Source organism: Micromonospora sp. WMMD735, from assembly GCF_049178995.1.
In the GTDB taxonomy this organism is placed as follows: domain Bacteria; phylum Actinomycetota; class Actinomycetes; order Mycobacteriales; family Micromonosporaceae; genus Micromonospora; species Micromonospora wenchangensis.
This window is the reverse complement of the sequence record NZ_JBMHMJ010000002.1, coordinates 5,379,115-5,401,154: the sequence shown is the minus strand read 5'-3', so window position 1 is coordinate 5,401,154 and position 22,040 is coordinate 5,379,115. Positions and strand designations below refer to the sequence as shown.

The 22,040-nt window shown below is 71.1% G+C and carries 22 protein-coding genes, 1 tRNA gene and 1 pseudogene; 17 read left to right on the top strand and 7 right to left on the bottom strand.

Translation table 11 applies throughout. From position 1 onward, the window contains the following. The first annotated feature begins 45 nt into the window (after positions 1-45). The 17 genes and pseudogenes from ACN268_RS23525 to ACN268_RS23445 all read left to right on the top strand — a co-directional run. Entirely contained in the window at positions 46-732 is a 687-nt protein-coding gene (locus ACN268_RS23525; protein ID WP_421485028.1) for a DUF7019 family protein, read from the top strand. Positions 733-746: 14 nt separating this feature from the next. Then, positions 747-2,066, top strand: a complete 1,320-nt coding sequence (locus tag ACN268_RS23520; protein ID WP_421485027.1) for a protein kinase domain-containing protein — start codon at positions 747-749, stop codon at positions 2,064-2,066. A 149-nt stretch (positions 2,067-2,215) separates the two neighbouring features. Then, positions 2,216-3,067: a siderophore-interacting protein gene (locus ACN268_RS23515; protein ID WP_421485026.1), complete on the top strand. Its 852-nt coding sequence runs from the start codon at positions 2,216-2,218 to the stop codon at positions 3,065-3,067. 63 nt (positions 3,068-3,130) lie between these two features. Beyond that, positions 3,131-4,069 (top strand): ABC transporter substrate-binding protein, encoded by a 939-nt coding sequence (locus tag ACN268_RS23510; RefSeq protein ID WP_421485025.1) that lies wholly within the window; start codon positions 3,131-3,133, stop codon positions 4,067-4,069. Continuing rightward, the gene (locus ACN268_RS23505) at positions 4,066-5,115 is read left to right on the top strand and encodes a FecCD family ABC transporter permease (protein ID WP_232377957.1); all 1,050 of its coding nucleotides are present in this window, start codon (positions 4,066-4,068) and stop codon (positions 5,113-5,115) included. The genes ACN268_RS23510 and ACN268_RS23505 overlap by 4 nt, the downstream gene beginning before the upstream one ends. After that, a complete protein-coding gene (locus ACN268_RS23500; RefSeq protein ID WP_421485024.1) occupies positions 5,112-6,179 on the top strand; it encodes a FecCD family ABC transporter permease in 1,068 nt (355 codons plus the stop codon). The genes ACN268_RS23505 and ACN268_RS23500 overlap by 4 nt, the downstream gene beginning before the upstream one ends. Further along, positions 6,176-6,973: an ABC transporter ATP-binding protein gene (locus ACN268_RS23495; protein WP_421486975.1), complete on the top strand. Its 798-nt coding sequence runs from the start codon at positions 6,176-6,178 to the stop codon at positions 6,971-6,973. Before ACN268_RS23500 ends, ACN268_RS23495 begins: the two co-directional genes overlap by 4 nt. Before the next feature lie 84 nt (positions 6,974-7,057). Next, positions 7,058-7,132: transfer RNA gene (locus tag ACN268_RS23490), tRNA-Lys, on the top strand. Between the two features lie 891 nt (positions 7,133-8,023). Then, positions 8,024-8,860, top strand: a complete 837-nt coding sequence (locus tag ACN268_RS23485; RefSeq protein WP_363650003.1) for a hypothetical protein — start codon at positions 8,024-8,026, stop codon at positions 8,858-8,860. A 50-nt stretch (positions 8,861-8,910) separates the two neighbouring features. Next, positions 8,911-9,252, top strand: coding sequence for a peptidase inhibitor family I36 protein (locus tag ACN268_RS23480; RefSeq protein WP_363650001.1), 342 nt, complete (start codon positions 8,911-8,913; stop codon positions 9,250-9,252). 208 nt (positions 9,253-9,460) lie between these two features. After that, positions 9,461-10,240 (top strand): hypothetical protein, encoded by a 780-nt coding sequence (locus ACN268_RS23475; protein ID WP_421485023.1) that lies wholly within the window; start codon positions 9,461-9,463, stop codon positions 10,238-10,240. A 228-nt stretch (positions 10,241-10,468) separates the two neighbouring features. Next, entirely contained in the window at positions 10,469-11,698 is a 1,230-nt protein-coding gene (locus ACN268_RS23470) for a peptidoglycan-binding protein (RefSeq protein WP_363649997.1), read from the top strand. Next, positions 11,695-12,360: an ABC transporter ATP-binding protein gene (locus ACN268_RS23465; RefSeq protein ID WP_363649995.1), complete on the top strand. Its 666-nt coding sequence runs from the start codon at positions 11,695-11,697 to the stop codon at positions 12,358-12,360. Before ACN268_RS23470 ends, ACN268_RS23465 begins: the two co-directional genes overlap by 4 nt. Then, the gene (locus ACN268_RS23460; RefSeq protein WP_421485022.1) at positions 12,357-13,562 is read left to right on the top strand and encodes an ABC transporter permease; all 1,206 of its coding nucleotides are present in this window, start codon (positions 12,357-12,359) and stop codon (positions 13,560-13,562) included. Before ACN268_RS23465 ends, ACN268_RS23460 begins: the two co-directional genes overlap by 4 nt. Positions 13,563-13,602: 40 nt before the next feature. After that, the gene (locus tag ACN268_RS23455) at positions 13,603-13,998 is read left to right on the top strand and encodes a hypothetical protein (protein WP_363649991.1); all 396 of its coding nucleotides are present in this window, start codon (positions 13,603-13,605) and stop codon (positions 13,996-13,998) included. 104 nt (positions 13,999-14,102) lie between these two features. Then, a complete protein-coding gene (locus tag ACN268_RS23450) occupies positions 14,103-14,501 on the top strand; it encodes a peptidase inhibitor family I36 protein (protein WP_363791305.1) in 399 nt (132 codons plus the stop codon). A gap of 291 nt (positions 14,502-14,792) precedes the next feature. Beyond that, positions 14,793-15,038: pseudogene (locus ACN268_RS23445) on the top strand (SCO5389 family protein); the annotation flags it as partial. Positions 15,039-15,052: 14 nt separating this feature from the next. Here the strand turns inward: ACN268_RS23445 and ACN268_RS23440 are convergent. The 7 genes from ACN268_RS23440 to ACN268_RS23410 all read right to left on the bottom strand — a co-directional run bounded on the left by ACN268_RS23440 (position 15,053) and on the right by ACN268_RS23410 (position 21,523). Next, a complete protein-coding gene (locus ACN268_RS23440; protein ID WP_211291356.1) occupies positions 15,053-15,445 on the bottom strand; it encodes a Fur family transcriptional regulator in 393 nt (130 codons plus the stop codon). 170 nt (positions 15,446-15,615) lie between these two features. Next, complete coding sequence (locus tag ACN268_RS23435; protein ID WP_421485021.1) at positions 15,616-16,674, bottom strand: aspartate kinase; 1,059 nt, start codon at positions 16,672-16,674, stop codon at positions 15,616-15,618. Further along, positions 16,671-17,741 (bottom strand): aspartate-semialdehyde dehydrogenase, encoded by a 1,071-nt coding sequence (locus ACN268_RS23430; RefSeq protein ID WP_421485020.1) that lies wholly within the window; start codon positions 17,739-17,741, stop codon positions 16,671-16,673. Before ACN268_RS23430 ends, ACN268_RS23435 begins: the two co-directional genes overlap by 4 nt. A 1-nt stretch (position 17,742) precedes the next feature. Then, positions 17,743-18,753 (bottom strand): DMT family transporter, encoded by a 1,011-nt coding sequence (locus tag ACN268_RS23425; RefSeq protein WP_421485019.1) that lies wholly within the window; start codon positions 18,751-18,753, stop codon positions 17,743-17,745. A gap of 77 nt (positions 18,754-18,830) precedes the next feature. Then, complete coding sequence (locus ACN268_RS23420; RefSeq protein ID WP_421485018.1) at positions 18,831-19,787, bottom strand: amino acid ABC transporter substrate-binding protein; 957 nt, start codon at positions 19,785-19,787, stop codon at positions 18,831-18,833. Positions 19,788-19,799: 12 nt separating this feature from the next. After that, positions 19,800-21,080, bottom strand: coding sequence for a methylaspartate mutase (locus ACN268_RS23415; RefSeq protein ID WP_421485017.1), 1,281 nt, complete (start codon positions 21,078-21,080; stop codon positions 19,800-19,802). Next, positions 21,077-21,523: a cobalamin B12-binding domain-containing protein gene (locus tag ACN268_RS23410; protein WP_421485016.1), complete on the bottom strand. Its 447-nt coding sequence runs from the start codon at positions 21,521-21,523 to the stop codon at positions 21,077-21,079. Before ACN268_RS23410 ends, ACN268_RS23415 begins: the two co-directional genes overlap by 4 nt. Positions 21,524-22,040 lie beyond the last annotated feature (517 nt).

Genomic DNA, 22,040 nt, shown 5'->3' with positions numbered 1-22,040 from the left:
CGGACGGTAACCTCGGGGGTCGGGCCGCGTCGTCAGGGAGTGACCGTGAGTTTTCGTTACTACCTCTACGTCAGCGACGCCAAGGTGGACATGCTGCTGTCCCAGATCGACCCGGGTCACCAGCGCAGGAGGGCCGCCGAGTTCAGCGTGAACCTCACCGTCGTCGGGGTGAAACGCAGCGTCGAGAACCCCGGCACCGACCGGTTGGCCCGCCTGGAGCGGGTCACCCGCTACCTGGACGAGCACGCCGACGTCGGTTCCGTGGACGAGCCGGGGCAGTTCTTCCGGGGGCTGCTGCCGATGCGGTGGGGCATCGTCCCGACCACGGGCGAGCTGTCACTCGTCTACTTCGGTGGCCGCACCGACGACACCATCGTCGGGCTCGGCGGGTCACCGTCGCACCTCATCGGCGCGACCCCGGCGGCCGAGTCGACAGTGCGCGGGCTCGTGGGTTCGTCCACGATGCCGGCGCTGCTCGCCGGGCTCGTCGACGAGGAGGCCGAGCCGGCACCGGGCCCCCCACCCGCCGGGGTGGACGAGCCGGACCCGGCCGAGGTGGCGGCGCTGGCCTCGGTGCACCAGGCCGGCACCCGCCTGCGTGGACCCACGCAGAACGTCGAGTTCCTCGCCAAGCGGCTGCTCCACGGGCCCAGCCCGTACCCGGAACTCGACGGGCGGCCCGGCATGACCGTGCTGCTCGGCAGCCCGTTGTACGTGGCGCTGGTCGACTGACCGGGCGGCCGGGCGTGGACACCGACGACCCCGGGGCCGGGCGACCCGCCGGGGCGGTGCCGGCTCCCCCGCCCGTCACGGTGACCGTCCTGGCCGGGTCCACCGTCGACACGTACGTCTTCGACCGCCGCACCTCGGTCGTGGTGGGGCGGGCCGCCGACTGCGGGATCCGGGTCGACGACGGGCACCTGCGGGTCTCCCGCCGGCACTGCCGGCTCGACATCGATCCGCCGCAGGTGCGGGTACACGACCTCGGCAGCCGGCACGGCACCTGGCTCGACGGCCGGCCCGTCGACGGCGGGCGGCTCCTGTCGGCCGGTGACGAGGTGCGGATCGGGCGCGCGACGGTACGCGTCACCCTTTCCGACGACGGGACGCGGGCCGCCGCAGCGACCGGACCGGACCGGGGCCGGCCCCTGCCGGCGTTGGCGGCGGCCGCCGCGCTCGGGGCCCCCGCCCTCGACGGCTTCGCCGACCACCTGGTGCTGCGCGAGCTCGGGCGGGGCGGCCACGGTGTCGTCTACCTGGCCCGCCACGAGCCGTCCGGCCGGCTCGTCGCCCTCAAGACGCTGCTCGCCGACCGGGCGGTGGACCCTGCCGCGCGGGACGCCTTCCGCCGTGAGATCGCCTGCACCCGGGGGCTGCGGCACCCCAACATCGTCGCCCTGCACAGCAGCGGTGTGGCCGACGCCGCGTTCTTCCTCACCTGCGAGTACTGCCCGGGTGGCAGCGTCGCCGAGTTCGTGGCCCGGCGCGGCGGCCGGCTCACGGTCGACGAGGCGCTGCCGATCACGCTCGACGCGTTGGACGCGTTGGCCTACGCCCATCGGGCGGAACTCGCGGTCGTGCTGGCCGACGGCCGGACGGAGACCGCCCACGGGCTGGTGCACCGGGACGTCACCCCGCACAACCTCCTGCTCACCACCGGGCCCGCAGGGGAGGTCGTCACCAAGGTCGCCGACTTCGGGTTGGCGAAGGCGTTCGAGAAGGCGGGCCTGTCCGGGCACACCGGGACCGGCGCGACCGGCGGCAGCCTCGCCTTCCAGCCCCGGGCCCAACTGGTCGACTACCGGTACGCCCGCCCCGAGGTGGACCTCTGGGCGGTCACCGCCTGTCTCTACTGGATGCTGACCGGGGCGACGCCCCGGGACTTCCCCGCCGGGGCCGATCCGGTCGCGGTGGTCCTGCGTACCCGGCCGGTGCCCGTGCGGCAGCGGGTCGGGGCCGTGCCGCCACGGCTGGCCGGGGTGATCGACGCGATGCTCGTCGACCAGCCCCGGGTCACCGCGACGACGGCCACGGAACTCGCCGACGCGCTCCGGCAGGCCCGCTGACGGTGTGCCGCGCCGGGACCGGGACGGTGCCGGCCTGTCGCGCCGGCACCGGGCGACCCGGTTCGGCGGGCGGCGGCCGGGTGGGCCTGGGTCACTGCCGGGTCCGGGGCGGTGAGCTGCCCGGACGGGGCACGCTAGCCTCTGCCGGCATGTCAGCATTCGGCAACTCGCCCAACGTCCTGTTCGCGACGACCGTGACGGCGACCCGGCGGCTGTCGCCCGGGTTCGTCCGGGTGACGCTCGGCGACGAGCGGCTGCGGGAGATGGCCCCGTACCAGCTCGACCAGCGCATCAAGATCATGCTCCCGGTCGACGGCGGCTACCCGGCCGAGCTGCGGGCGGGGCTGCCCGAGCAGACGTGGCGACGCGAGTGGCGGTCCATTCCCGGCGACGTGCGCCCGAGGCTGCGCAGCTACACCGCGTACCGGACCCGGCCGGCGGCGGGCGAGCTGGACCTCGACTTCTACCTGCACCAGCCGCACGGTCCGGCGAGCGGCTGGGCGGCGGCGGCCCGGCCTGGTGACCGGCTGCTCCTGTCGGGCCCGCACGTGGGGGCGGGCCAACCCGGGTACGGCGTGCAGTGGGAACCGGGGCCGGCGACGCGGGTGCTGATCGCGGCGGACGAGACGGCGTACCCGGCGGTACGCGGCATCCTGTCCGGCCTCGGCCCGGGGGTCCGGGCGACGGTCCTGCTGGAGGCGGGCGACGCGGCGGATGCCGCCACCCTCGACGACGTGACCGCCGGCCACCGGGTCGAGGTCCGGCTGCGGGGCGACGCCCGGGGCGGGACGACGCTGACCGGGCTGGTGGCCGACTGGCTGGCCGGGCACGGCCGGACGGCGGCGACCGCGGGGACGGACTTCTACGCCTGGGCAGCTACGGAGAGTAGCAAGATTGCCCTGGTGCGTCGGCTCTTCACCGAGGCGAACGTTGATTTACGGCAGGTGCACACCCAGGGCTACTGGCACGACCGGCCGGCCCGCGAAGAGATCGATGATTAGGTAATGCTAACCTAAACATCGCCGTGAGTAATCACTGTCAGTAGCCAGACGGGAACCTGCACCATGCGCACGCCGACCCCTCGAACAATCCGCCGACGACTCCTCGCCCTCACCGTCGCCTCGGCGGCCGTGCTCGCCGTGGCCGCCTGCGGCTCCGACGACTCCGACCCGGCGGGCAGCGTCGGCGACACCAGAACCGTCGAACACGCACGCGGCAAGACCGCCGTGCCGAACAAGCCGACCCGGGTCGTCGTCCTCGAACCGGTCCAGCTCGACACCGCCATCGCCCTGGAGCTCACCCCGGTCGGCGCGGCCGTGCTCAACGAGGCCGCCGGCGTGCCCAAGTACCTCGGCGACAAGGCCGCCGGCATCACCACCGTCGGCACCGTCCAGGAACCCAACGTGCAGAAGATCGCGGCCCTCAAGCCCGACCTGATCATCGGCACCGAGTCCCGGCACTCCGCCCTGTACCAGCAGCTCACCGACGTCGCCCCGACCGTGTTCATGGCCTCCCAGGCCGACCCGTGGCAGGACAACGTCAGGTTCACCGCGACCACGCTCGGCGGCGCGGACTCCGCCGACAAGCTCCTCGCCGGCTTCCAGCAGCGGTGCGCGGACATCGCCAAGAAGTTCGGCACCGCCGGGAAGACCGCGCAGCTCATCCGCCCCCGCGACGGTGTCCTCACCCTCTACGGCCCCACCTCGTTCGCCGGCAGCGCCCTGGAGTGCGTCGGCTTCACCACCCCGAAGCGCGACTGGGAGAACTCCATCTCGGTCGACGTCTCCCCGGAACGGGTGCTGGAGGCCAAGGCCGACCACGTCTTCGTCACCACCGTCGACGTCAACGACCGCAGCACCATCCCCGCCTCGATCACCGCCAACGCCGCCGCCTTCCCCCGCCTGCACCTCGTCGACCAGTCGTTCTGGATCACCGGGGTCGGCACGGTCGGCGGGAAGGTCGTCCTCGACGATCTCGAACGCATCCTCACCGCGTCGAGTTGACCGCCACCACACCCGCCCGCGCGGTACGGCCGGACACCGGCCGTACCGCGCGTCGCCGTACCACCCGGCGGTGGCTGGTCGGCGCGGTCGTCGTACTCGTGGGGTCGCTGGTGCTGTCGGTCTTCGTGGGCGCGAACCCGGTGCCCCCGGCGGACGTCTGGGCGGCGCTGCGGGGCGCGGGCAGCGACACCGCGCAGTACGTCGTCTGGGGGCAGCGCCTGCCGCGCACCCTCGCCGGGCTGCTCGTCGGAGCCGGCCTCGGCGTCGCGGGCGCGCTGATGCAGGCGTTCACCCGCAACGCGCTCGCCGAACCGGGCATCCTCGGCGTCAACGCCGGTGCCGCCGCGTTCGTCGCCGCCGGCATCGCCTTCTTCGGGATCACCTCGCCGGCCGGCTACATGTGGCTCGCCCTGCTCGGCGCGCTCCTGGTCGCCGTCGCCGTGTACGCCGTCGGCGGTGCCGCCGACCTGCGGGCCACCCCGACCCGGCTGCTGGTGACCGGGGTGGCGACAGGTGCCGTGCTCGCCGGCCTGACCACCGGGATCACCCTCACCCACCCCGACACCTTCGACCGGATGCGCGGCTGGAACGCCGGCAGCCTGCTCGAACGCGACACCGCCGTGGTGCTGCCGGTGCTGCCGCTGATCGTGGCCGGTCTGCTCGCCGCGCTGGTCGCGGCCCGCAGCCTCAACGCGCTCGCGCTCGGCCCCGACCTGGCCGCCGCCCAGGGCGTCAGCCTGGTCCGGACCCGGCTGCTCGTGCTCGGCGCGGTGACCCTGCTCGCCGGTGGGGCCAGCGCCATCGCCGGCCCCATCTCGTTCGTCGGTCTCGTCGTGCCGCACCTGGTGCGCTGGGGCGTCGGCACCGACCAGCGCCGCATCCTCGCCGGATCGCTGCTGGCCGGCGGGATGCTGGTGCTGCTGGCCGACGTGCTCGGCCGGATCGCCGTCCTGCCCAGCGAGATGCCCGTCGGCATCGTCACCGCGTTCGTCGGTGCGCCCATGCTGATCGCGCTGGCCCGACGCCGACGGGCGACCGCGCTGTGAACCGGCCGGTCCGCCGCACCGCCGGGGGTCGCCGGCTGCTGCTCGGCACCGACCACCGGCACGTGACCGTCGGCGTACGCGAAGCCGCCGTCTGCGCCGCCGCCGCGCTCGTCGTCGCGGCGCTGGCGGTGGTCGGCCTCTGGCTGGGTGACTTCCCGCTCCGCCTCGACGAGGTGCTCGGCGTGCTCGGCGGCCGGATCGACGGGCTGACCCGCACCGTCGTGCTGGAGTGGCGGCTGCCCCGCATCGCCGCCGCCGTCGCCTTCGGCGCGGCCCTCGGCGTCGCCGGGGCGATCTTCCAGACCATCACCCGCAACCCGCTGGCCAGCCCGGACATCATCGGCCTGGCGAACGGCTCGTTCACCGGCATGCTGATCGCCCTGCTGCTGCTCGGCGGCGGCTGGCACCTGCTGATGCTCGGTTCGCTCGCCGGCGGCCTGCTCGCCGCGCTGGCGATCTACCTGCTCGCCTACCGGGACGGGCTCTCCGGGTTCCGGTTCATCGTCGTCGGGGTGGGCGTCTCCTCGATGCTCGCCGCCACCAACACCTGGCTGCTGCTCCGCGCCGACCTGGAGACGGCGCTGTTCGCCGCCGCCTGGGGTGCCGGCTCGCTCAACGCGGCCACCGCCGACGTGGTCTGGCCGGCCGCCGCGATCATCCTGGTGCTGCTGGCGGTCACCCCGCTGTGGGCGGCGGCCCTGGCCCAGCTCGAACTGGGCGACGACGTCGCCGCCGCCAGCGGAGTCGCGGTCGAGCGCAACCGCGCCGTCCTCGTGGTCATCGCGGTGGTCCTGGTCAGCGCGGTCACCACCGTCGCCGGCCCGATCTCCTTCGTCGCCCTGGCCGCACCGCAGATCGCCCGCCGGCTCGTCCGGGCACCGGGCCTGCCGCTCGCCGCCACCGCCGGGGTCGGTGCGCTGCTGCTGCTCGGCGCCGACCTGGTCGCCCAGCACGTGATCCCGCTGACCGTGCCGGTGGGGGTGGTCACGGTCACCCTCGGCGGCGCGTACCTGCTCTGGCTGCTCGTCCACGAGATCAGGAGGACCCGATGGTCGACCAGCTGACCGCGCGGCTGCGGGCCGAGCACGTCACCCTCCGGTACGACCAGCGGACCGTCAGCGCCGACCTGTCGTTCGCGGTGCCCGACGGCTCGTTCACCGTGCTCATCGGGCCCAACGCGTGCGGCAAGTCGACGCTCCTGCGCGCCCTCGCCGGGCTGCTCCGCCCCGCCGGGGGCCGGGTCACGCTCGACGGGTCGGACCTGGTCACCCTGCCGGCCAAGGAACGCGCCCGGCGGATCGCGCTGCTGCCGCAGACCATGACCGCGCCCGAGGGGATCACCGTCCGCGAACTGGTCGGCCGGGGCCGCTACGCCCACCAGCGGGTGCTGCGCCGCTTCTCCCACGCCGACGAGGAGGCCGTCGAGTCGGCGCTCGACTCCACCGGCACCACCGACCTGGCCGACCGGCGGGTCGACGAACTCTCCGGCGGGCAACGCCAACGGGCCTGGATCGCCATGGTGCTCGCCCAGGAGACGCCCCTCGTCCTGCTCGACGAGCCCACCACCTATCTGGACGTGGCACACCAGATCGACGTACTCAACGTGCTGCACCGCCTGGTCACCCGGGGACGCACCGTGGTGGCCGTGCTGCACGACCTCAACCACGCCGCCCGGTACGCCACCCACCTGGTGGCGATGCGCGACGGCCGGATCGTGGCCGAGGGGCATCCGGCGTCGACCGTCGGTGCCGGGCTCGTCGCCGAGGTGTTCGGGATGCCGAACCAGGTGGTCCCCGACCCGGTCACCGGAGCGCCCATGGTCGTACCGGCCGACACCCGGGAACCGGCCGCCGGGTGAGGTGGGCGACCGCCGCCCGGCCTCCGGGGCCGCCCGCAGGCGTACCCGACCGGGAGGGCGTGGTCGGGTAACCTGTGGGCGAACGGGCCGCTAGCTCAATGGCAGAGCTGAGGACTTTTAATCCTTAGGTTCAGGGTTCGAGTCCCTGGCGGCCCACCACGATCCGCCTTGGACGCGAAAGCGTCTGACGAAGGTCACCGGACGCAGCCGGGGCACGACGCAGCCCCGGTCCTCGTCTGCACGCAGACCCCGAGCACTGCCCGTCTCCCGCCTGCGGCCACCCACCGGGCCGCGCGGCCGGTCCTTCTTCGGGCACCCGTTGAACGTAGGTCTGTACGTGCTCCGCAGGCTGGCGGCCCGATCCCACCGGCGTCGGCCGGGACGCCGGTGGGCCGTGCGCTGGAGGGCACCGCTGGACGCCTTCCATTTCGCCTTCGAGATCGGGTCCCACCCCACCGACGACTGACCACCCTGACTTCCGAGACCAGCCGTCGATGTAACCGGCCCTGCCTGCCCGGCTACAGGGTGCATCGGCGCCTCAGGCGGCCCCGGCAATCGGGCCCAAGGGTTCGGCGTTGCTGCGGCGGATACTCACCACCTCTCCCTCTTCGTGCCAACCAAGCTGTTCCGCTTTCGCTCCCAGCGCGTAGAGAGTGGGTGCGTTTGCGCGCTGGCGGAGCCTGGCGAGCATTCTTTCTGCCGTCCTCGTGCTGACGTAGAGTGCTGCTGCCGCAGCGGCGACGGTCTGCCCCAACAACAGTAGTCGCAGTAATTCGTGTTCCTGGCCACTAACACTTCTGTCCCCCGTGGACATGACAACCTCCGGCTGAGAATCCCGGCATCGGTAATCAAGAGCCTAGGGTGCAGCACCCATCCCCGACTGTCAATGCCGACAAATACGCCAAAAGCTCGATACCGGACACGGTCGCAGCACTGCTGCGGGTATCCGCAACCCTTCCCCGGCAGGCTTGTCGTGGCCCCATGGGTCCGGCCAGTCTGCATCGACGGGAGTTCCCGTGACAACTATCGGTTCCATCGGGAGGATGCATCTTGTTCGCCAAAGGGATTATCGGCCGCATTGTCGCCCTCACGGCCCTCGTGTCCGGGAGTGTGGTAATCATCAGCGCCACGGGAGCGCAGGCGGCACCTGAGCCCCTCTGTCTCAGCAACTCCGCGGCCAACAGGGCGACAGCCGGCGACGGCGGGGCAAAGGCGTTGGACCGCACCCTCGTCGCCCTGCGTCGTTCCGGCAAGTCGCAGGCGGAGATCGACCGGACGCTGTTCGCCGAGGAGGGACTCAGGCTCGTCTCGACCCCGACGCCCCGAACCGCTACTCCGATGTCGTCGGAAAGCATCGTCAGCGTGCCCGCGCCCTCCATCTACAGGGACACCTGCACCAGTAAGTACTACGCGATCGCAACGTGGAAGTTCAGCAGTCTCACCTCACTCAAGAGTGACGGTGGCTGCACGACCACGTGCAATGTCGGTGGATACGACGTGTTCGCGATCTCCTTCAGCCGTAACGTCTCCTCGGTGTCGGGATACTCCTCGACCGCATGGGGCGCGTCCAGCACGTTCCCGTCCTTCAGCCTGACCATGGTCTCCGGCGGGACCGACGGGGTCGCGGCCAGGGCGCAGGATCGACTCTGCGGTGGATCCGGCTGTGGCGCGCTGGACTACAACATGTACAACGGCCAGATCGTGTACTCGATCAATACTCCCGGCTGCGGCGAGCTCCAGGCCTTCTCGGAGTACACCCACACCTGGTCGACCGCACAGATCACCGGCATCGGCGTCGGGATCGACTCGATCAGCGTTTCGTGGAACCCGACCGACAAGGGTTGGGACAAGGGCAGCCAGCCCTCGAACGTCGTGCGGCCGTGCTGAGTCCCGGCGCCTTCTCCAGGGCATCCGGTGGCGTTTTCGTCGCGGCGGCAGTGCTGACGGCCACCCTCGGCGTCGCCTCACCCGCCCTGGCCAACGACGGCAACTGCGGACCTGGCGACTTGTGCCTCTTCGAGGGCAACAACATGAGCGGTGGTCGCTGGGACCTGGGCAGCAGCGACAGCGACTACGCCAGTGGCGACAAGTGGTGGGGGACGACGATCTCCATCAACGACCAGGCCAGTTCCGGACAGAGCAAGTACAGCTTCTGGGACGCCTACCTTTACGAACACTCCTACTACCGAGGCTCCTGGCTCCGCATCCTCCCGGGGGAGAAGGTCTACTACTTCTCCGACTACGGGTTCAACAACAAGGCTTCTTCCAACGACTACTGAACATTCCGCAAGTGGCGGAATTGAGGAATAATTGTGATGCGTCAGGCGCTGGTGGCCCTGCCGGCCACCAGCGCCTCAATCGCAGAGGTAGGCCATGCCACGATTGAGAACTTTACTCCCCGTCGTTGTGGTGACCTTTATTTCCGGCTGCGCAGGGCCGACCGCCGAAGTTGCGGGTGAGCCGGAGATAAGTGTCCGTACGGGACCGGTGCTCGCCGAGAAGGTTGCCCTCCCACTCGACGCCTACATGCTCGACGCGCGGAGCGAGGCGATAGTCACCTACGCAACTTCCCTGATCGCCGCGAAATGCCTGGCTCGCTTCGGCTACCAGGTCGTCCCACCACCGCTGGTCGAGGGACGCCCCGGTCATCCCGACAGGTTCGGCATCACGGACGAGGCGGAGGCACGACGCTACGGCTACCACCCGCCTCCCAGCCGGCTGGCCGGCCCGAGGCGGGAGCCGGAGTTACCCCCGGGGGCCTACGCGATCATGCATGGCGAGGTCGCCAGGAGCGAAGCCGGCCAGGTTCCGGAGGGCGGATGTCTGGGGGAGGGACGCCGGGCGCTGGGGTCAGCCTCCGCGGAGAGTTTCGCGCTGCCCTTCGCGCTCGCCGGTGAAGCAACGGCGCGGGCCAGGCAGGACCGTCGCCTCCTGGCCGCCTTCGACGACTGGCGTGACTGCATGTCGAAGCGGGGCCATGACTATCCGGACCCCTGGAAGGCGAATGACGATGTGCGGTGGCAGGGTTCGAACGTCGCGACGGCAACCGAGAGGGAGGTCGCGGTCGCCGATGTCACGTGCAAGCGCGAGACGAATCTGATCAACATCTGGATGGCAGTGGAGGCGGCCTACCAGACGCGCTCCATCGAGGAGAACGAGACCCGCCTCGACGAGGTCAAGCAGACGATGGATGCGGAGCTTCGCGCTGCCACATCCGTCGTCATGTCGAGTGGGACAACATGGTCCCCTCACGTCGCACCGCGTTGATCGCGACAACCGCTGCGGTGGCGGTACCCACCGGTCGACCGTGGCAGGCTGGCGAGCCCTCCGGGCCCGATGCCAGCACGCCGCGCCCGAACTCGACGGGCACAGGGGGAGGACAACGCGATGAGCGGTGAAACACACAACGGCGTTTGCCGGTGCGGGTCCGCGAAGGCTGGCCTGGCGACAAGACGACGGTGGTTGGCACTGACCGCCGGGGCAGCTGTCCTGTCCGTGACCGGTCTGGTGGGCTCGACCTATGTGAAGTCGCCGGCGGAGCGGCGAGCGGCCGCCGCGCCGCCAACTCCCACCGTGCTGACCGCGCCCGTCGAGCGCAAGGTTCTGGCGGACACCGTAGTCGTACGGGGGACCGTGGTCACCGAGCGGCGAATAGAGGTCACGCCCGTGGTGTCCGATGTCGGCGCTCAGGTGGTGACCCAGGTCAGGGCGAGGACCGGTGCCACCGTGCGCGCGGGGCAGGTCCTTCTCGCCGTCTCGGGACGGCCCTTGGTGGTGCTGCCGGGGCGCACGCCCGGCTACCGTGACCTCAAGCCGGGAGACAGTGGTGAAGACGTCACGCAGCTTCAGCATGCCCTGAAAGAACTGGGCCACTACCGGGGTGGCGACCGGGCAGGGTACTTCGGTGCATCGACCAAGTCAGCGGTGCGACGACTGTACCGCTCGATAGGTTACGACGTTCCTGACACAGGAGGCCGCGGCGGAGCAGCCGATCGTCCCGCCCTGGACGCCGCTCGGTCGGCCATCGAGTCAGCGGAACACGAGCTACGGACCGCGGCTCGCGACGCCGCAGGTCACGACGCCGTCGACATCGCCCGTCGTCGTCTCGAACGCGCGAAGGCGGCAGAGACGGAACTGATTGCGCATACGGGGCCGATGCTGCCGTTGGCGGAGGCTGTCTTCGTCCCAGCGTTCCCGGCCCGGGTCATCGACACGAAAGCGGAAGTCGGCCGCAAGATCGAGGAGCCCCTGCTCACCCTCGGCGCCGGGAATCTCAGCATCGAGGCGAAGCTGCCCCCGGACCAGGCCACCCTGGTGCAACCCGGGATGGGGGCGATCGTGGCGTCGGAGATCACCGGTGACGAGACCGCCGCGAAGGTCACTGCGGTTGGCGAGCCGGTGGTGGACAGCACGGGTGGGGCGGCTCCACACTGTGTCGTCCTCCTGCAGTCGCTGCGCAGGTTGCCGTCAAGTTGGGCCGATCTCGACGTGCGGGTCACGGTGACCTCCGCCAAAAGCGCGCGGAAGGTCCTGGTGGTGCCGGCGTCCGCGATCTTTGCCGGTGCGGACGGAACATCCGCCGTGCTCGTCCAGCCGGCTGCCGGCGTCCCCGTCAGGACCGAGGTACGCGCCGGGGCGAGTGCGGGTGGATTCGTCGAGGTCACCCCACTACACCAGGCACGCCTGCGGGAGGGCGACGTCGTCGTGGTGGGTACCGGCGCATGAACGACCTCATGCGCCTGAGTGCGATCGGACTCACCTATCCCGGTCCGCCGCCGGTGCGAGCGCTCAACGACGTGAACCTATCCATCGCGGCCGGCGAACGAGTCTCCGTGGTAGGCGCCTCCGGTTCCGGAAAGTCGACCCTGCTGAACGTCATCGGGCTGCTGGACCGGCCTACAGCCGGGCGCTACGAGTTCCGGGGCAGGGATGTGGGCTCGCTGTCGGAAGGGAAGCGATGCGCGCTGCGCGCTTTCGAGATCGGGTTCGTCCTCCAGGCGTTCCATCTGCTGCCCCGGCGCTCGGCGTTGGAGAACGTGGAACTCGGCCTGCTCTACCGGGGCGTAGCGGGTGAGACGCGCCGGGCAGCGGCCACGGAGGCGCTGAAGCGTGTCGGACTGGCCCGTCGAGCACAGGCGATGGCCAACAATCTCTCCGGAGGGGAGCGGCAGCGGGTCGCTGTGGCGCGGGCCATCGTCGGACGGCCGCAGGTGCTGCTCTGCGACGAACCCACCGGAAACCTCGATAGCCGGAGCGCGGCTGACGTCCTCGATCTCTTCGACGAACTTCACGGTGACGGTCTGGCGCTGATCGTCGTCACTCATGACATGGCGGTGGCGGATCGGTCACCGCGCTCCATCTCCGTCATGGACGGGGTGGTCACGTGAATCGCCGCACCAGTGTCCGCTTTCTCGACCTGATGTCCGAGGCCTTGGCCGGCCTGCTGCAGAGGCCCGGTCGATCGGTCCTGACGGCACTCGGCGCGGTGCTCGGCATCACCTCGCTCGTCTCGGTCCTCGGCCTCGCCGCTACGGCCGGGGCGCAGATTGATGACCACTTCAGCGAACTCGCCGCGACGACCATCACGGTCGAGGATATCGGCAGAGCCGGGGAGATCTCCTCTCCGCCGTCCTTTCTCCCGGACGCACCGGAGAAAATTGCCCGCCTGAACGGCGTGACGGCTGCGGGAGTGTGGTGGCCGGTACCGAACGAGCGGTATCACCTTGCGGCAGCGCCCGGAGTCCGCAACGACACGAATGTGGGCGTGATGGCTGCGGACAGTGGCGCGCTGGCCGCAGCGGAGATCAAACTCCGGTCGGGTCGGATCTTCGACACCTTTCACGAAGAACGTGCGGAACGGGTGGCCATCCTGGGTGCTGCGGCGGCCGACAGGCTCGGGATCTCGACCCTCGCCTACCAGCCCACGGTCTTCATCAATGACATGCCGTTCTCAGTGATGGCGGTTGTCGACTCGGTAGAGAGGTTGCCCGAACTGCTCCTCAGCGTCATCATCCCCCCGAACTCGGCCGTGGTCGCGTTCGGCACGCCCGAGGAACCTCGTGCCCGAATGCTGGTGGAGACGAGGGCCGGGGCAATTTCCCTCGTCGCATCCCAGATAGCGTTGGCTTTGCGGCCGGAAGCTCCGGAAATGTTCAAGGTGGTAGCGGCCGGCGACCCTCAGTCGCTACGCGCGAAGGTCACCGGCGATCTCGACGATATGATCATCGTGTTGGCAGTCGTATGTCTCGTCATTGGCGCGGTCGGTATCGCCAACACGATGCTCGTGTCAGTCCTGGAACGGGTCGAGGAGATTGGGCTGCGGCGGACGCTGGGCGCGCGGCCGTGGCACATAGGTGTCCAGTTCATAGCCGAATCCGCCGTGCTCGGCGCGACCGGCGGGCTCATCGGCACCGCCCTCGGCGTCTCCCTCGTCTTGGCCATCGCCATCGCGCGGAGGTGGACCGCGGTGATCGAACCTTGGACGGTCGCCCTGGCACCCTGCCTCGGCTTGGCAATCGGGCTATCGGCAGGGCTCTACCCAGCACGTCGTGCGGCGCGTATCGAACCAGCCGACGCAATGCGGCGATGAGGTAGCGTAAGAAGTGACATCTACCGATCAGGAGGGCGCTGTGAAGATTGGTCACCCGCAAGTACGGTCAGCAGCCTGCGTCGTTTTGTCAGCCTTGGCCCTGGCCGCCTGCGGAGGTCCCGCCCGCACCGAGGTCGATGTGGAAATCCGCCTCAACTCCTGCAACACGCAGAAGGCGAGCTGCCTTGCGTTGGGGCTTTCTGAAGCCGAGATCTCGCTGGTGGATGCCGACGGGCAGACCATCGCCTCCGGAAAATCCGACGACGCGGGAAAGTTGGTGCTGGCGACAGGAGGTGCCGTGGGCGAGGCGCGGGTGATTGCCGTGTCCCCGCTGATTGAAGGTGGCCGGAAAGAGGCCAATCTCGTCCTTCCCCGCGAGGGAGAGACGACAAACATCACCATCATGGCCAACGGATCCGGGACCTCTTCACCCTAGTCGATCCACTTGCAGAGAACCGTAAGAATTAATCAGATCCTTGCCGCACCCTCTTGCTTTCCATAGGCTGGAACCGCCAATAAAATCAAGACAAGGGAGTCGTCGTGAAAATTTGGCGGTTTGGAAGAACCGTTTCAGCGCCCGTCGTTGTCGCCACCACGGCAGCGATCATGGTGTTGACCGGGGCAAGTGCGGCTACAGCTAACGACGGGGTCTGCGGTTCAGGTGACGTGTGCCTTTACGAAGACACGTCGTGGAGCGGTGGTCGCTGGGACGACAGTGGCAGCGTCTCGAACTTCACGAACGAGCGTTGGTGGGGAACGTCGCGATCCATCAACGACGCCGCGAGCTCCGCCGAGAACAAGTACAGCTGGGCGGTGGCCACGCTGTGGGAGCACTCGTTCAACCGCGGAAGCAAGGTCAGCTTCGGTCCAGGAATTCGGATCGGAAACCTGGGCGACTACGGAATGAACAACAAGGCGAGCGCCAACTGGTGGGGCTAGCCACCAGTACCCTGCTCCTACGAGACCAGCGCGACTTGGCGTGATCCTCCATCCTCCCGAGCGAAGGACGCCCTGGCGAGAACAGCCTCACCCAGGGCGTCCGCCCGCCAGGTCCGATATGAAGCCGGGTGACTGTCACTCGGCGTGACCGGCTGGCCCTCCGGCCCGACACGACGCGCCGCATCCCGTCGCGCCGCCCACCGCACGCGCCGTGGAGCGACGCTGAAGAGCGTTCGGGCCGGAGTGGGGGGCCACGGCCCGATGCCCATCGTGGGCGTGCGTCACGCTCGGGCCGGCCGGGCGGACAACGTCGTACCGCCGCCCGGTGACGCGGAGCGGGGGCAGTTGCTGCGCGCGATGGCCAGCGACGCCATCCGGGCCAGCCTGGAACGCCACTTCGGGGTGAAGCTGGCGTTCCAGAACTGCCACCGGGTCGCCGCGTTCCGTCCGGCGGCGGTCGACTCGGGGTCCTACCGCCGGTTCGTCTCCACCCGGGGCCAGCTCCTGAACCAGTCACCCGAGCTGCGCAACTGCTGACCCGCCACCGGTCGTCAGCGGGCGCACTCCGCGCAGGTGCCGAAGATCTCGAAGGTGTGCCCGACCTCGGTGAAACCGTGCTGGGCGGCGACCTGGTCGGCCCACCGCTCGACCGCCGGCCCGGCCACCTCGACCGTGCTGCCGCACCGGCGGCAGACCAGGTGGTGGTGGTGCCGGCTCTGGCTGCACCGGCGGAACAGCTGCTCCCCGCCGGGCAACCGGGTGGAGTCGATCTCCTGGGCGTCGACGAGAAGTTGCAGGGTGCGGTAGACCGTGGTCAGCCCGACCCGGGCCTTGCGGGCCACCAGCATCTGGTGCAGCTGCTGCGCGGTGTGGAAACCGTCGACCTCGCGCAGCAGCGCCAGCACCTCGCCGCGCTGACGCGTGTTCCGGGTCACGTTCGGCATCGCCTGGGTCACCGTACCGCCGTCTCCGCTCGTCGCCCCGGCCCCGCCCGGCGGCCGTCGCTGCTTCCCGCCCCCGCCGGTCCACGCGGAGGCCGTACCCATTATGCGCTGCGGATACGGGCACCCCACGGCCCGAGGCGGGCCCGGGGACGACGACCGCCGGGGGCGGGTCAGGCCACGGCCGCGACCGTGGTGAGGGCCGCGTGCCGCGACCGGGCGACCACCGCCAGCTCGGTGGCCGGCACCAGCTCGTACTCGGGCACCCCGGCGCGGAGCACGGTGAGCAGCTTCTGCCCGGTCACGGTGCAGGTCCTGCCCCGCGCCGCGAGCAGGGCCGGCACGTCCGCGAACGAGCCGGTCGCCACCACCGCGCCGGCCACCCGGAGGGTGGCCAGGCCCTCGGCGGCGAGCACCGCCTCGACGGCGTCCGGGTCGTCGCCGGTGAGCACCACGGAACGGGCGTCGGCCACCACCGCGTACGCCGGGTCACCGGTCGGGCCGATCACCGAACCGACGTGGAAGTCACCGGTGTTCAGCCGGCAGGTGACCGTCACACCGTGCCGGGCGGCCAACTCGACGGCCCCGGAGTGCAGCACCTTCGCGCCGGCCCGCGCCATGGTCACCACGTCGGCGTACGCCAGGGTCGGCAGCAGTCGCGCCGCCGGGACCTGCCGGGGGTCGGCGTCGTACACGCCCTCCACGTCGGAGTGGATGTCGCAGCCCGGCAGCCGTAGTGCGGCGGCGACCGCGACCGCGGACAGGTCGGAGCTGTTCTTGCCCAGCCAGGTGGGGCGCTGGTGGGCGTCGGCCGCCTGACCGCCGGGCAGCACCAGCGCGTCGGCGGCGGCCAGGTGCCCGTGCAGGTAGACCGGGTCGACACCGGTGAGCGCGGCGGCCTGCCCACCCGCCGGACTGCTGGCCAGCCCGATGTGGTGCGGCGGCAGCAGTTCGGCGCGCAGACCGGCGCGTTCCAGCGCGATCCGCAGCAGGGCCGCACCGACCGTGTCGGCCAACGGCAGCAGGCCGAGCAGGGCCGGGCTGCTGACCTCGGGATGCAGCTCGGTGGCGAGGCGACGCAGTTCCTCGGTGGCCCCGGGCATCCCGCTGGTGACGACCACCAGTTTCTCGCCGTCGCGGACCCGTCCGGCGAGGTGGGCGGCGACGGTGTGGAAGTGCTCCGGACCGGCGAAGCTGGAGCCGCCGAACTTGACCACCCGTACCCGGCTCACCGGACCCCCCTCGCCACCAGCACCTCGGCGATCTGCGCCGCGTTCAGCGCGGCACCGATCCGCAGGTTGTCCGCCACCAGCCAGAACGCCACCCGGTTCGGGTGCTCCGGGTCGACCCGGATCCGCCCGACGTGCACCAGGTCGGCGTCGTCGAGGGTGCGCGGGGTCGGCGGCCGGTCCGTCCACACCCGGACCTCCGGCTCACCGGCCAGCAGCGCGGCCAGCTCACCGGCGTCGACCGGCGCGTCGCAGTCCACCACCACGGTCTCGCTGTGCCCGTTGAGCACCGGCACCCGGACGCAGGTGGCGGTCACGTCCAGCGTCGGGTCGCGGAGGATCTTGCGGCTCTCCTGCCGCATCTTCTGCTCCTCCAGCGTGAAGCCGTCGGCGAGCAGGGTGTCGATCAGCGGAATCACGTTGTACGCCAGCGGCACCCCGAACGCCTCGACCGGGCCCGTGCGGGTCGGGTCGTCGGTCGCGGCAGCGGCCTGGGCGCGCAGTTCCGCCATTCCCCGGTTACCCCGGCCGGAGGCCGCCTGGTAGGTGCTGACGGTGACCCGGCGCAGGCCGTAGCGCTGGCGTAGCGGGGCGAGCAGGCGCACCAGGGGAATGGTGGAGCAGTTCGGGTTGGCGATGATGCCGCTGTCCGGCCGCCGGTGCAGCACGTCCGGGTTGACCTGCGGCACCACCAGCGGCACGTCCGCCGCCATCCGGAACGCGTTGGTGTTGTCGATGACCAGGGCGCCCTGGGCGGCGGCGCGACGGGCGTGCCGTTCGCTGACCCCGGTGCCGGCGGAGAAGAACGCCAGCCGTACGGCGGAGAAGTCGTACCGGTCGAGGTCGTGGACGGTGGCGGTGCCGCCCGGCACGTCGATGCGCTGCCCGGCGGAGCGCGCCGACGCCACCGGCACGCACTCGCCGACCGGGAAACCCCGCTGGACGAGCAGGTCGATCAGGGTACGACCCACCGCGCCGGTGGCCCCGACGACGGCGATCGGCAACGCGGCGCCGGTGGCGGCCCGCGGGGCGGTCTCGGGGAGAGCGGGGGTGTCGGTGGAGGATGTCACGTCAGCCCTGCTTTCGAAGGACGGAGTGGGGTGACCCGGCCTCGTCGACGGTCACCAGAGGAGTGGGTGCCCCGGTCGCCACCGGCACCTCGGCCGGCTCGGGCACCGCGGGCCCGGTCGGGGTGCCGCCGGGCGCGGGGTCCGGGCGGCGGGCGGCCAGCGGCTGCCAGCGCAACGTCACCCCGAGGCTGGACAGCACGATCAGCACGATGCCGACGATCTCGGCGAGGGTGGGCCGGTGGGCGTAGACGACGACGTCGCAGACGATCGCCACCGCCGGGTTCACGAACGCCACCACCGCGATGGTGGAGCTGGGCAGGTGCGGGACGGCGGAGTAGAGCAGGTGGTAGAGCACGCCGGTGTGGAACACCCCGAGCACCGCCAGCCAGATCCAGCTGCTCGCGCCCGGTGCCGGCAGCGCCGCGAAACGGACGAACGGCAGCAGCAGCGGAATGCCGATCAACACCTGGATCAGTGCGGTGATCTGTGGCCGTACCCCCTTGAGCTGCTTCGCGGCGATGGTGGCCAGGGCGTAGAGGACGGCGGCGGCAAGCGCGTTGAGGATGCCCAGGAGCTGCCGGGAGTCCAGCCCTTCGCCGCGCAGTGCCGTCCACAGTTCGGTGGTCAGCACCAGCCCGACGAAGGCCAGCACCACCCAGCCGACGTTGGCCCGGGTGAGCCGTTCCTTGAACAGCAGCGCGCCGAGGAACAGCACGTAGAACGGCTGGGTGTGGTAGACGACGGTGGTGATGGTGATCGACGTCTGCTCGAACGAGGAGAACAGGAACACCCAGTTGAACACCAGGCAGACCCCGCCACCGGCGGCGAGCAGCAGGTTGCGCCGGGTCAGCCCGGTGTTGCGGAAGTAGCCGCCGACCAGGCAGGCCACGGCGAGGGCGACCGCGCCCAGCACGCACCGGGCGAAGACCACGTTGAACGCCGGCTGCCCGGATTCGAGGACGAACACCCCGATCGTGCCCCAGCCCGCCATCGCGACGATGATCTGGACCATCGGTGTCCTGCTGCTGCGGTGGTTCTCCATGGTGTCCCTTCCGGTTGCGGTCGCCGCCCCCTCGGCTGCGGCCGTGCTCAGGCGAACGGCGGGGCGTACATCAGGCCGCCGCGCGTCCACAGGTCGTTGAGGCCGCGGGGCACGTCGAGGCCGCTGGCCGCGCCGAAGCTGCGGTCGTACACCTCGCCGTAGTTGCCGACCTGACCGACGGCGTCGCCGATCCAGGTCCGCGGCAGGCCGAGCGTGTCGCCGAGGTGGGCCTGCGCGTCCAGCAGCGCCGACGCCGCGCCCTGGCCGACGGTGGCCGAGGTCAGACCCTCCTCCTCGGCGGCGATCAGCGCGAAGATGATCCAGCGGACCGTCTTGAGCCAGTGCGAGTCACCGTCGGCGACCGCCGGGCCCATCGGCTCGCGGGAGATCAGCTCGGGCAGGACGACGTGGGCGTCGGGGTCCGGCAGCCGGGTCTTCTCGGCCGCCAGCACCACCCCGTCGCAGACGTACGCGTCGACCGCGCCGTCGCGGTAGCCGACGAGCGCGTCCGCCGCGTCCGGGTACGGCACCACCTCGACCTCGGCGTTCAGCGGCGCGTAGTAGCGGGCGAGGCTGGCGGCGCTGCTGGTGCCGCCGAGCACCCCGATCCGGCGTCCGGCGAGCTGCGCGGCGGCGGTGACACCGGCCGCCCGGGGCACCAGGAACGCCCCGCCGTCATAGCAGGTGGTGGCGACGAAGGTGGCCCCGAAGCCGGCCTCCCGGCTCACCGTCCAGGTGGCGTTGCAGGTGAGCAGGTCGATGTCGTCGCCGGCCAGGGCGGGCATCCGCTGGTCCGGGGTCAGCGGCACGAACTCGACCGCGTTGGCGTCACCGAGCACGGCGGCGGCCACCGCACGGGCCGTGTCCACGTCCAGGCCCTGCCACCGGCCGTCGGTGTCGGGGGCGGACAGGCCACGGATGCCGGTGCTCACCCCGGCGCGCACCGCGCCGTGGCGGCGGACCCGGTCGAGGCGGGCGGTCGTGCTGGTCAGGACCGAGGTCATCGGGTCTCCCTGTCAACGGGCCGGGCTCAGGGCCGGCGTGGTCGGCTCGGTGGTCGGGGTGTCGAAGCGGCGCTGGTTGAAGGCGAGCATGTCGATCAGTTCGGCCGAGCCGAGGTCGGCGGCGTGGCCGGTGGCGGGCCGCAGCGGCATCCGCCCGGTGCGGGTCCAGTGCAGCGTCCCGTCGGGTTCGACCCGGCTGCGGGCCTGGTTCGCGTTCTCCGGGTGCAGGCAGAACGGCACGTCGAGCAGGCCGGTGCCGAACGCCGCGGCGAGGGCGGCACCGGGCTCGGGGTGCAGGTCGAGCACGGCCTCGACGAGCAGCCGCGCCTCCGCGTACGCGGGGGAGGCGGCCGGGTCGAAGGACTGCCGGGTCGGTGCGGCGCAGCGGGCCGCCTGGGTGGCGGCGAACTCCAGGGCGGCGACGTTCTCCGCCACGGTGGGGATGCGGAACGCCTCGGCCGAGGTCTTGACGATCAGCCGGGCGGCCCCACCGGCCACGGCGAGCCGGACGCTCTCCGCCAGGATCGCGGCGGCACCGGCCGGCGTGCGGGGGAACAGCCCCATGAACGTGTAGACCACCAGGTGCACGTCGCAGTCCGGCAGGAACTCGGCGGCCAGGTGCCGCAGGGCCAGCAGCGCGTCCAGGTCCTGCCCGGGGTTGGTCTGCTGGGCGAAGCTGAGCGACAGGCTGCGCACCCCGTGCCGGCGGAAGAACAGGCCCTCCAGGATGCCCAGCGCGACGAGCAGGGACGGCGGGCAGAGCTGGCCGAGCATGCAGCCGGCGAAGCTCTCCAGGTGGGCGCCCCGCCCGTCGCCCACGGTGGCGAGCAGTTCGCAGCAGGCCGCCCACTCGTCGATCGCCGCCCGCAACGGCACCCGGCTGTAGGGCAGGCAGTACGAGACGGGCCCGCCCTCGGTGGCGTCGAGGCCGGCGTCGAGCAGGGCGTGGAAGATGCCCAGCGGCAGTGCCGAACCGTGTCGTACCTGGACCGGGAAGTCGTCGGCGGCGATGTCCTCCAGCATCGCCCGGGTCATCACCGCCCCGTGCGCGACCAGCGGATAGCCGTTGAGGTCGTGGCCGTGCACCAGGGCACGGGCGGCGCTGGCGTGGTCGCCGACCCGGGTGAAGCTGTCCAGGGTGAGGGTGCCGGCGGTGGTGGCCCGGGCGGCGCGGACGGCGAGCAGGCCGCCGCGCATCTGTTCGGTGGTGGCGAAGCCCATCCGGGGCTGCACCACCAACCGACCGGCGGCCTGGTTGTCGGCCACGTACGACGCGAACCGTCCCCGGGTCACACCGGGCTCGCGGCCAGGTGCGGGTGGGCGTGCAGGGTGTGCAGGTGGGCGCGGAAGTCGTCGACGGCCCGGTCGCCGACGAAGACGCCGGTGTAGCCGGCGTCGAGCAGGGCGGGCACGTGCCGTTCGTCGGCGGACCCGGCCACGCCGAGGTTGCCGCCGATCACGACGGGGGTGGTGTGGTCGTGCCGGCGCAGCCGGCGGACCAGTTGCTCGCCCTCGACCGCGCCGTGCCCGTTGACGGTGCTGACCACGACCAGGTCGGGCGTGTGCCGCAGGTGGGCGGCGACGAGTTCGTCGATCGGCGTGCAGGCGCCGAGGTTGACCACCCGGAAGCCGTGCTCCTCCAGCAGCAGGTGGAGGTAGACCAGGTTCCAGGTGTGCGAGTCGGAGGGAATGGTGGACAGGACAGCGACCGGTGCGTTGGCCGTTGAGAGGCGCATGCCGAACTCCAGGACACTTCGCTAGCGGAAAATCGTCACGGAAAATGGGCACGACTGGTCCGCCGCAGCCTCCGGGCGGAAGCTCGGCGAAAGCCGTTCCATGGTCAGAGAAAGATGATCTGGCTAGCGCAGGCCCGCCATTGCATTGAACACCGCAACTCCCCGTAAGTGGGTGTCTCACACATCTGTCGGTCGCCGAGTCTAGGACGCGACCAGAACCCTGACAAGCAATGTCCCGGTTGACTTCCGGCGGGTCGTCGTCGGTGGATACGCACGGTAGCCAAATCACCACCGACACCCGCGTGCAGCCCACCCGCACCGCCTGCGGGCCGCTTCCCACCAGCACCGCCCGCCGGGCCGGCCGCCACTCGAAGTGGCGCAGGGTGACCGAGGTAATCTGTCCCCGCGTTCCGCATCCTGAGACGTAGTCGACCGCACACCCCCGTCGCACCCGACGACCGCCGCTGCGGAGTGACCCAGATCATTCCCGCCACCGACCGCTCCCCCGCCGCTCACC

What these genes read in the sequence shown, in the direction of transcription:
- ACN268_RS23515 (WP_421485026.1), top strand. Translation starts at nt 2,216, where the DNA reads ATGTCAGCATTCGGCAACTCGCCCAACGTCCTGTTCGCGACGACCGTG.
- ACN268_RS23510 (WP_421485025.1), top strand. Translation starts at nt 3,131, where the DNA reads ATGCGCACGCCGACCCCTCGAACAATCCGCCGACGACTCCTCGCCCTC.
- ACN268_RS23465 (WP_363649995.1), top strand. Translation starts at nt 11,695, where the DNA reads ATGAACGACCTCATGCGCCTGAGTGCGATCGGACTCACCTATCCCGGT.
- ACN268_RS23440 (WP_211291356.1), bottom strand. Translation starts at nt 15,445, where the DNA reads ATGCCGAACGTGACCCGGAACACGCGTCAGCGCGGCGAGGTGCTGGCG.
- ACN268_RS23425 (WP_421485019.1), bottom strand. Translation starts at nt 18,753, where the DNA reads ATGGTCCAGATCATCGTCGCGATGGCGGGCTGGGGCACGATCGGGGTG.
- ACN268_RS23420 (WP_421485018.1), bottom strand. Translation starts at nt 19,787, where the DNA reads ATGACCTCGGTCCTGACCAGCACGACCGCCCGCCTCGACCGGGTCCGC.
- ACN268_RS23410 (WP_421485016.1), bottom strand. Translation starts at nt 21,523, where the DNA reads ATGCGCCTCTCAACGGCCAACGCACCGGTCGCTGTCCTGTCCACCATT.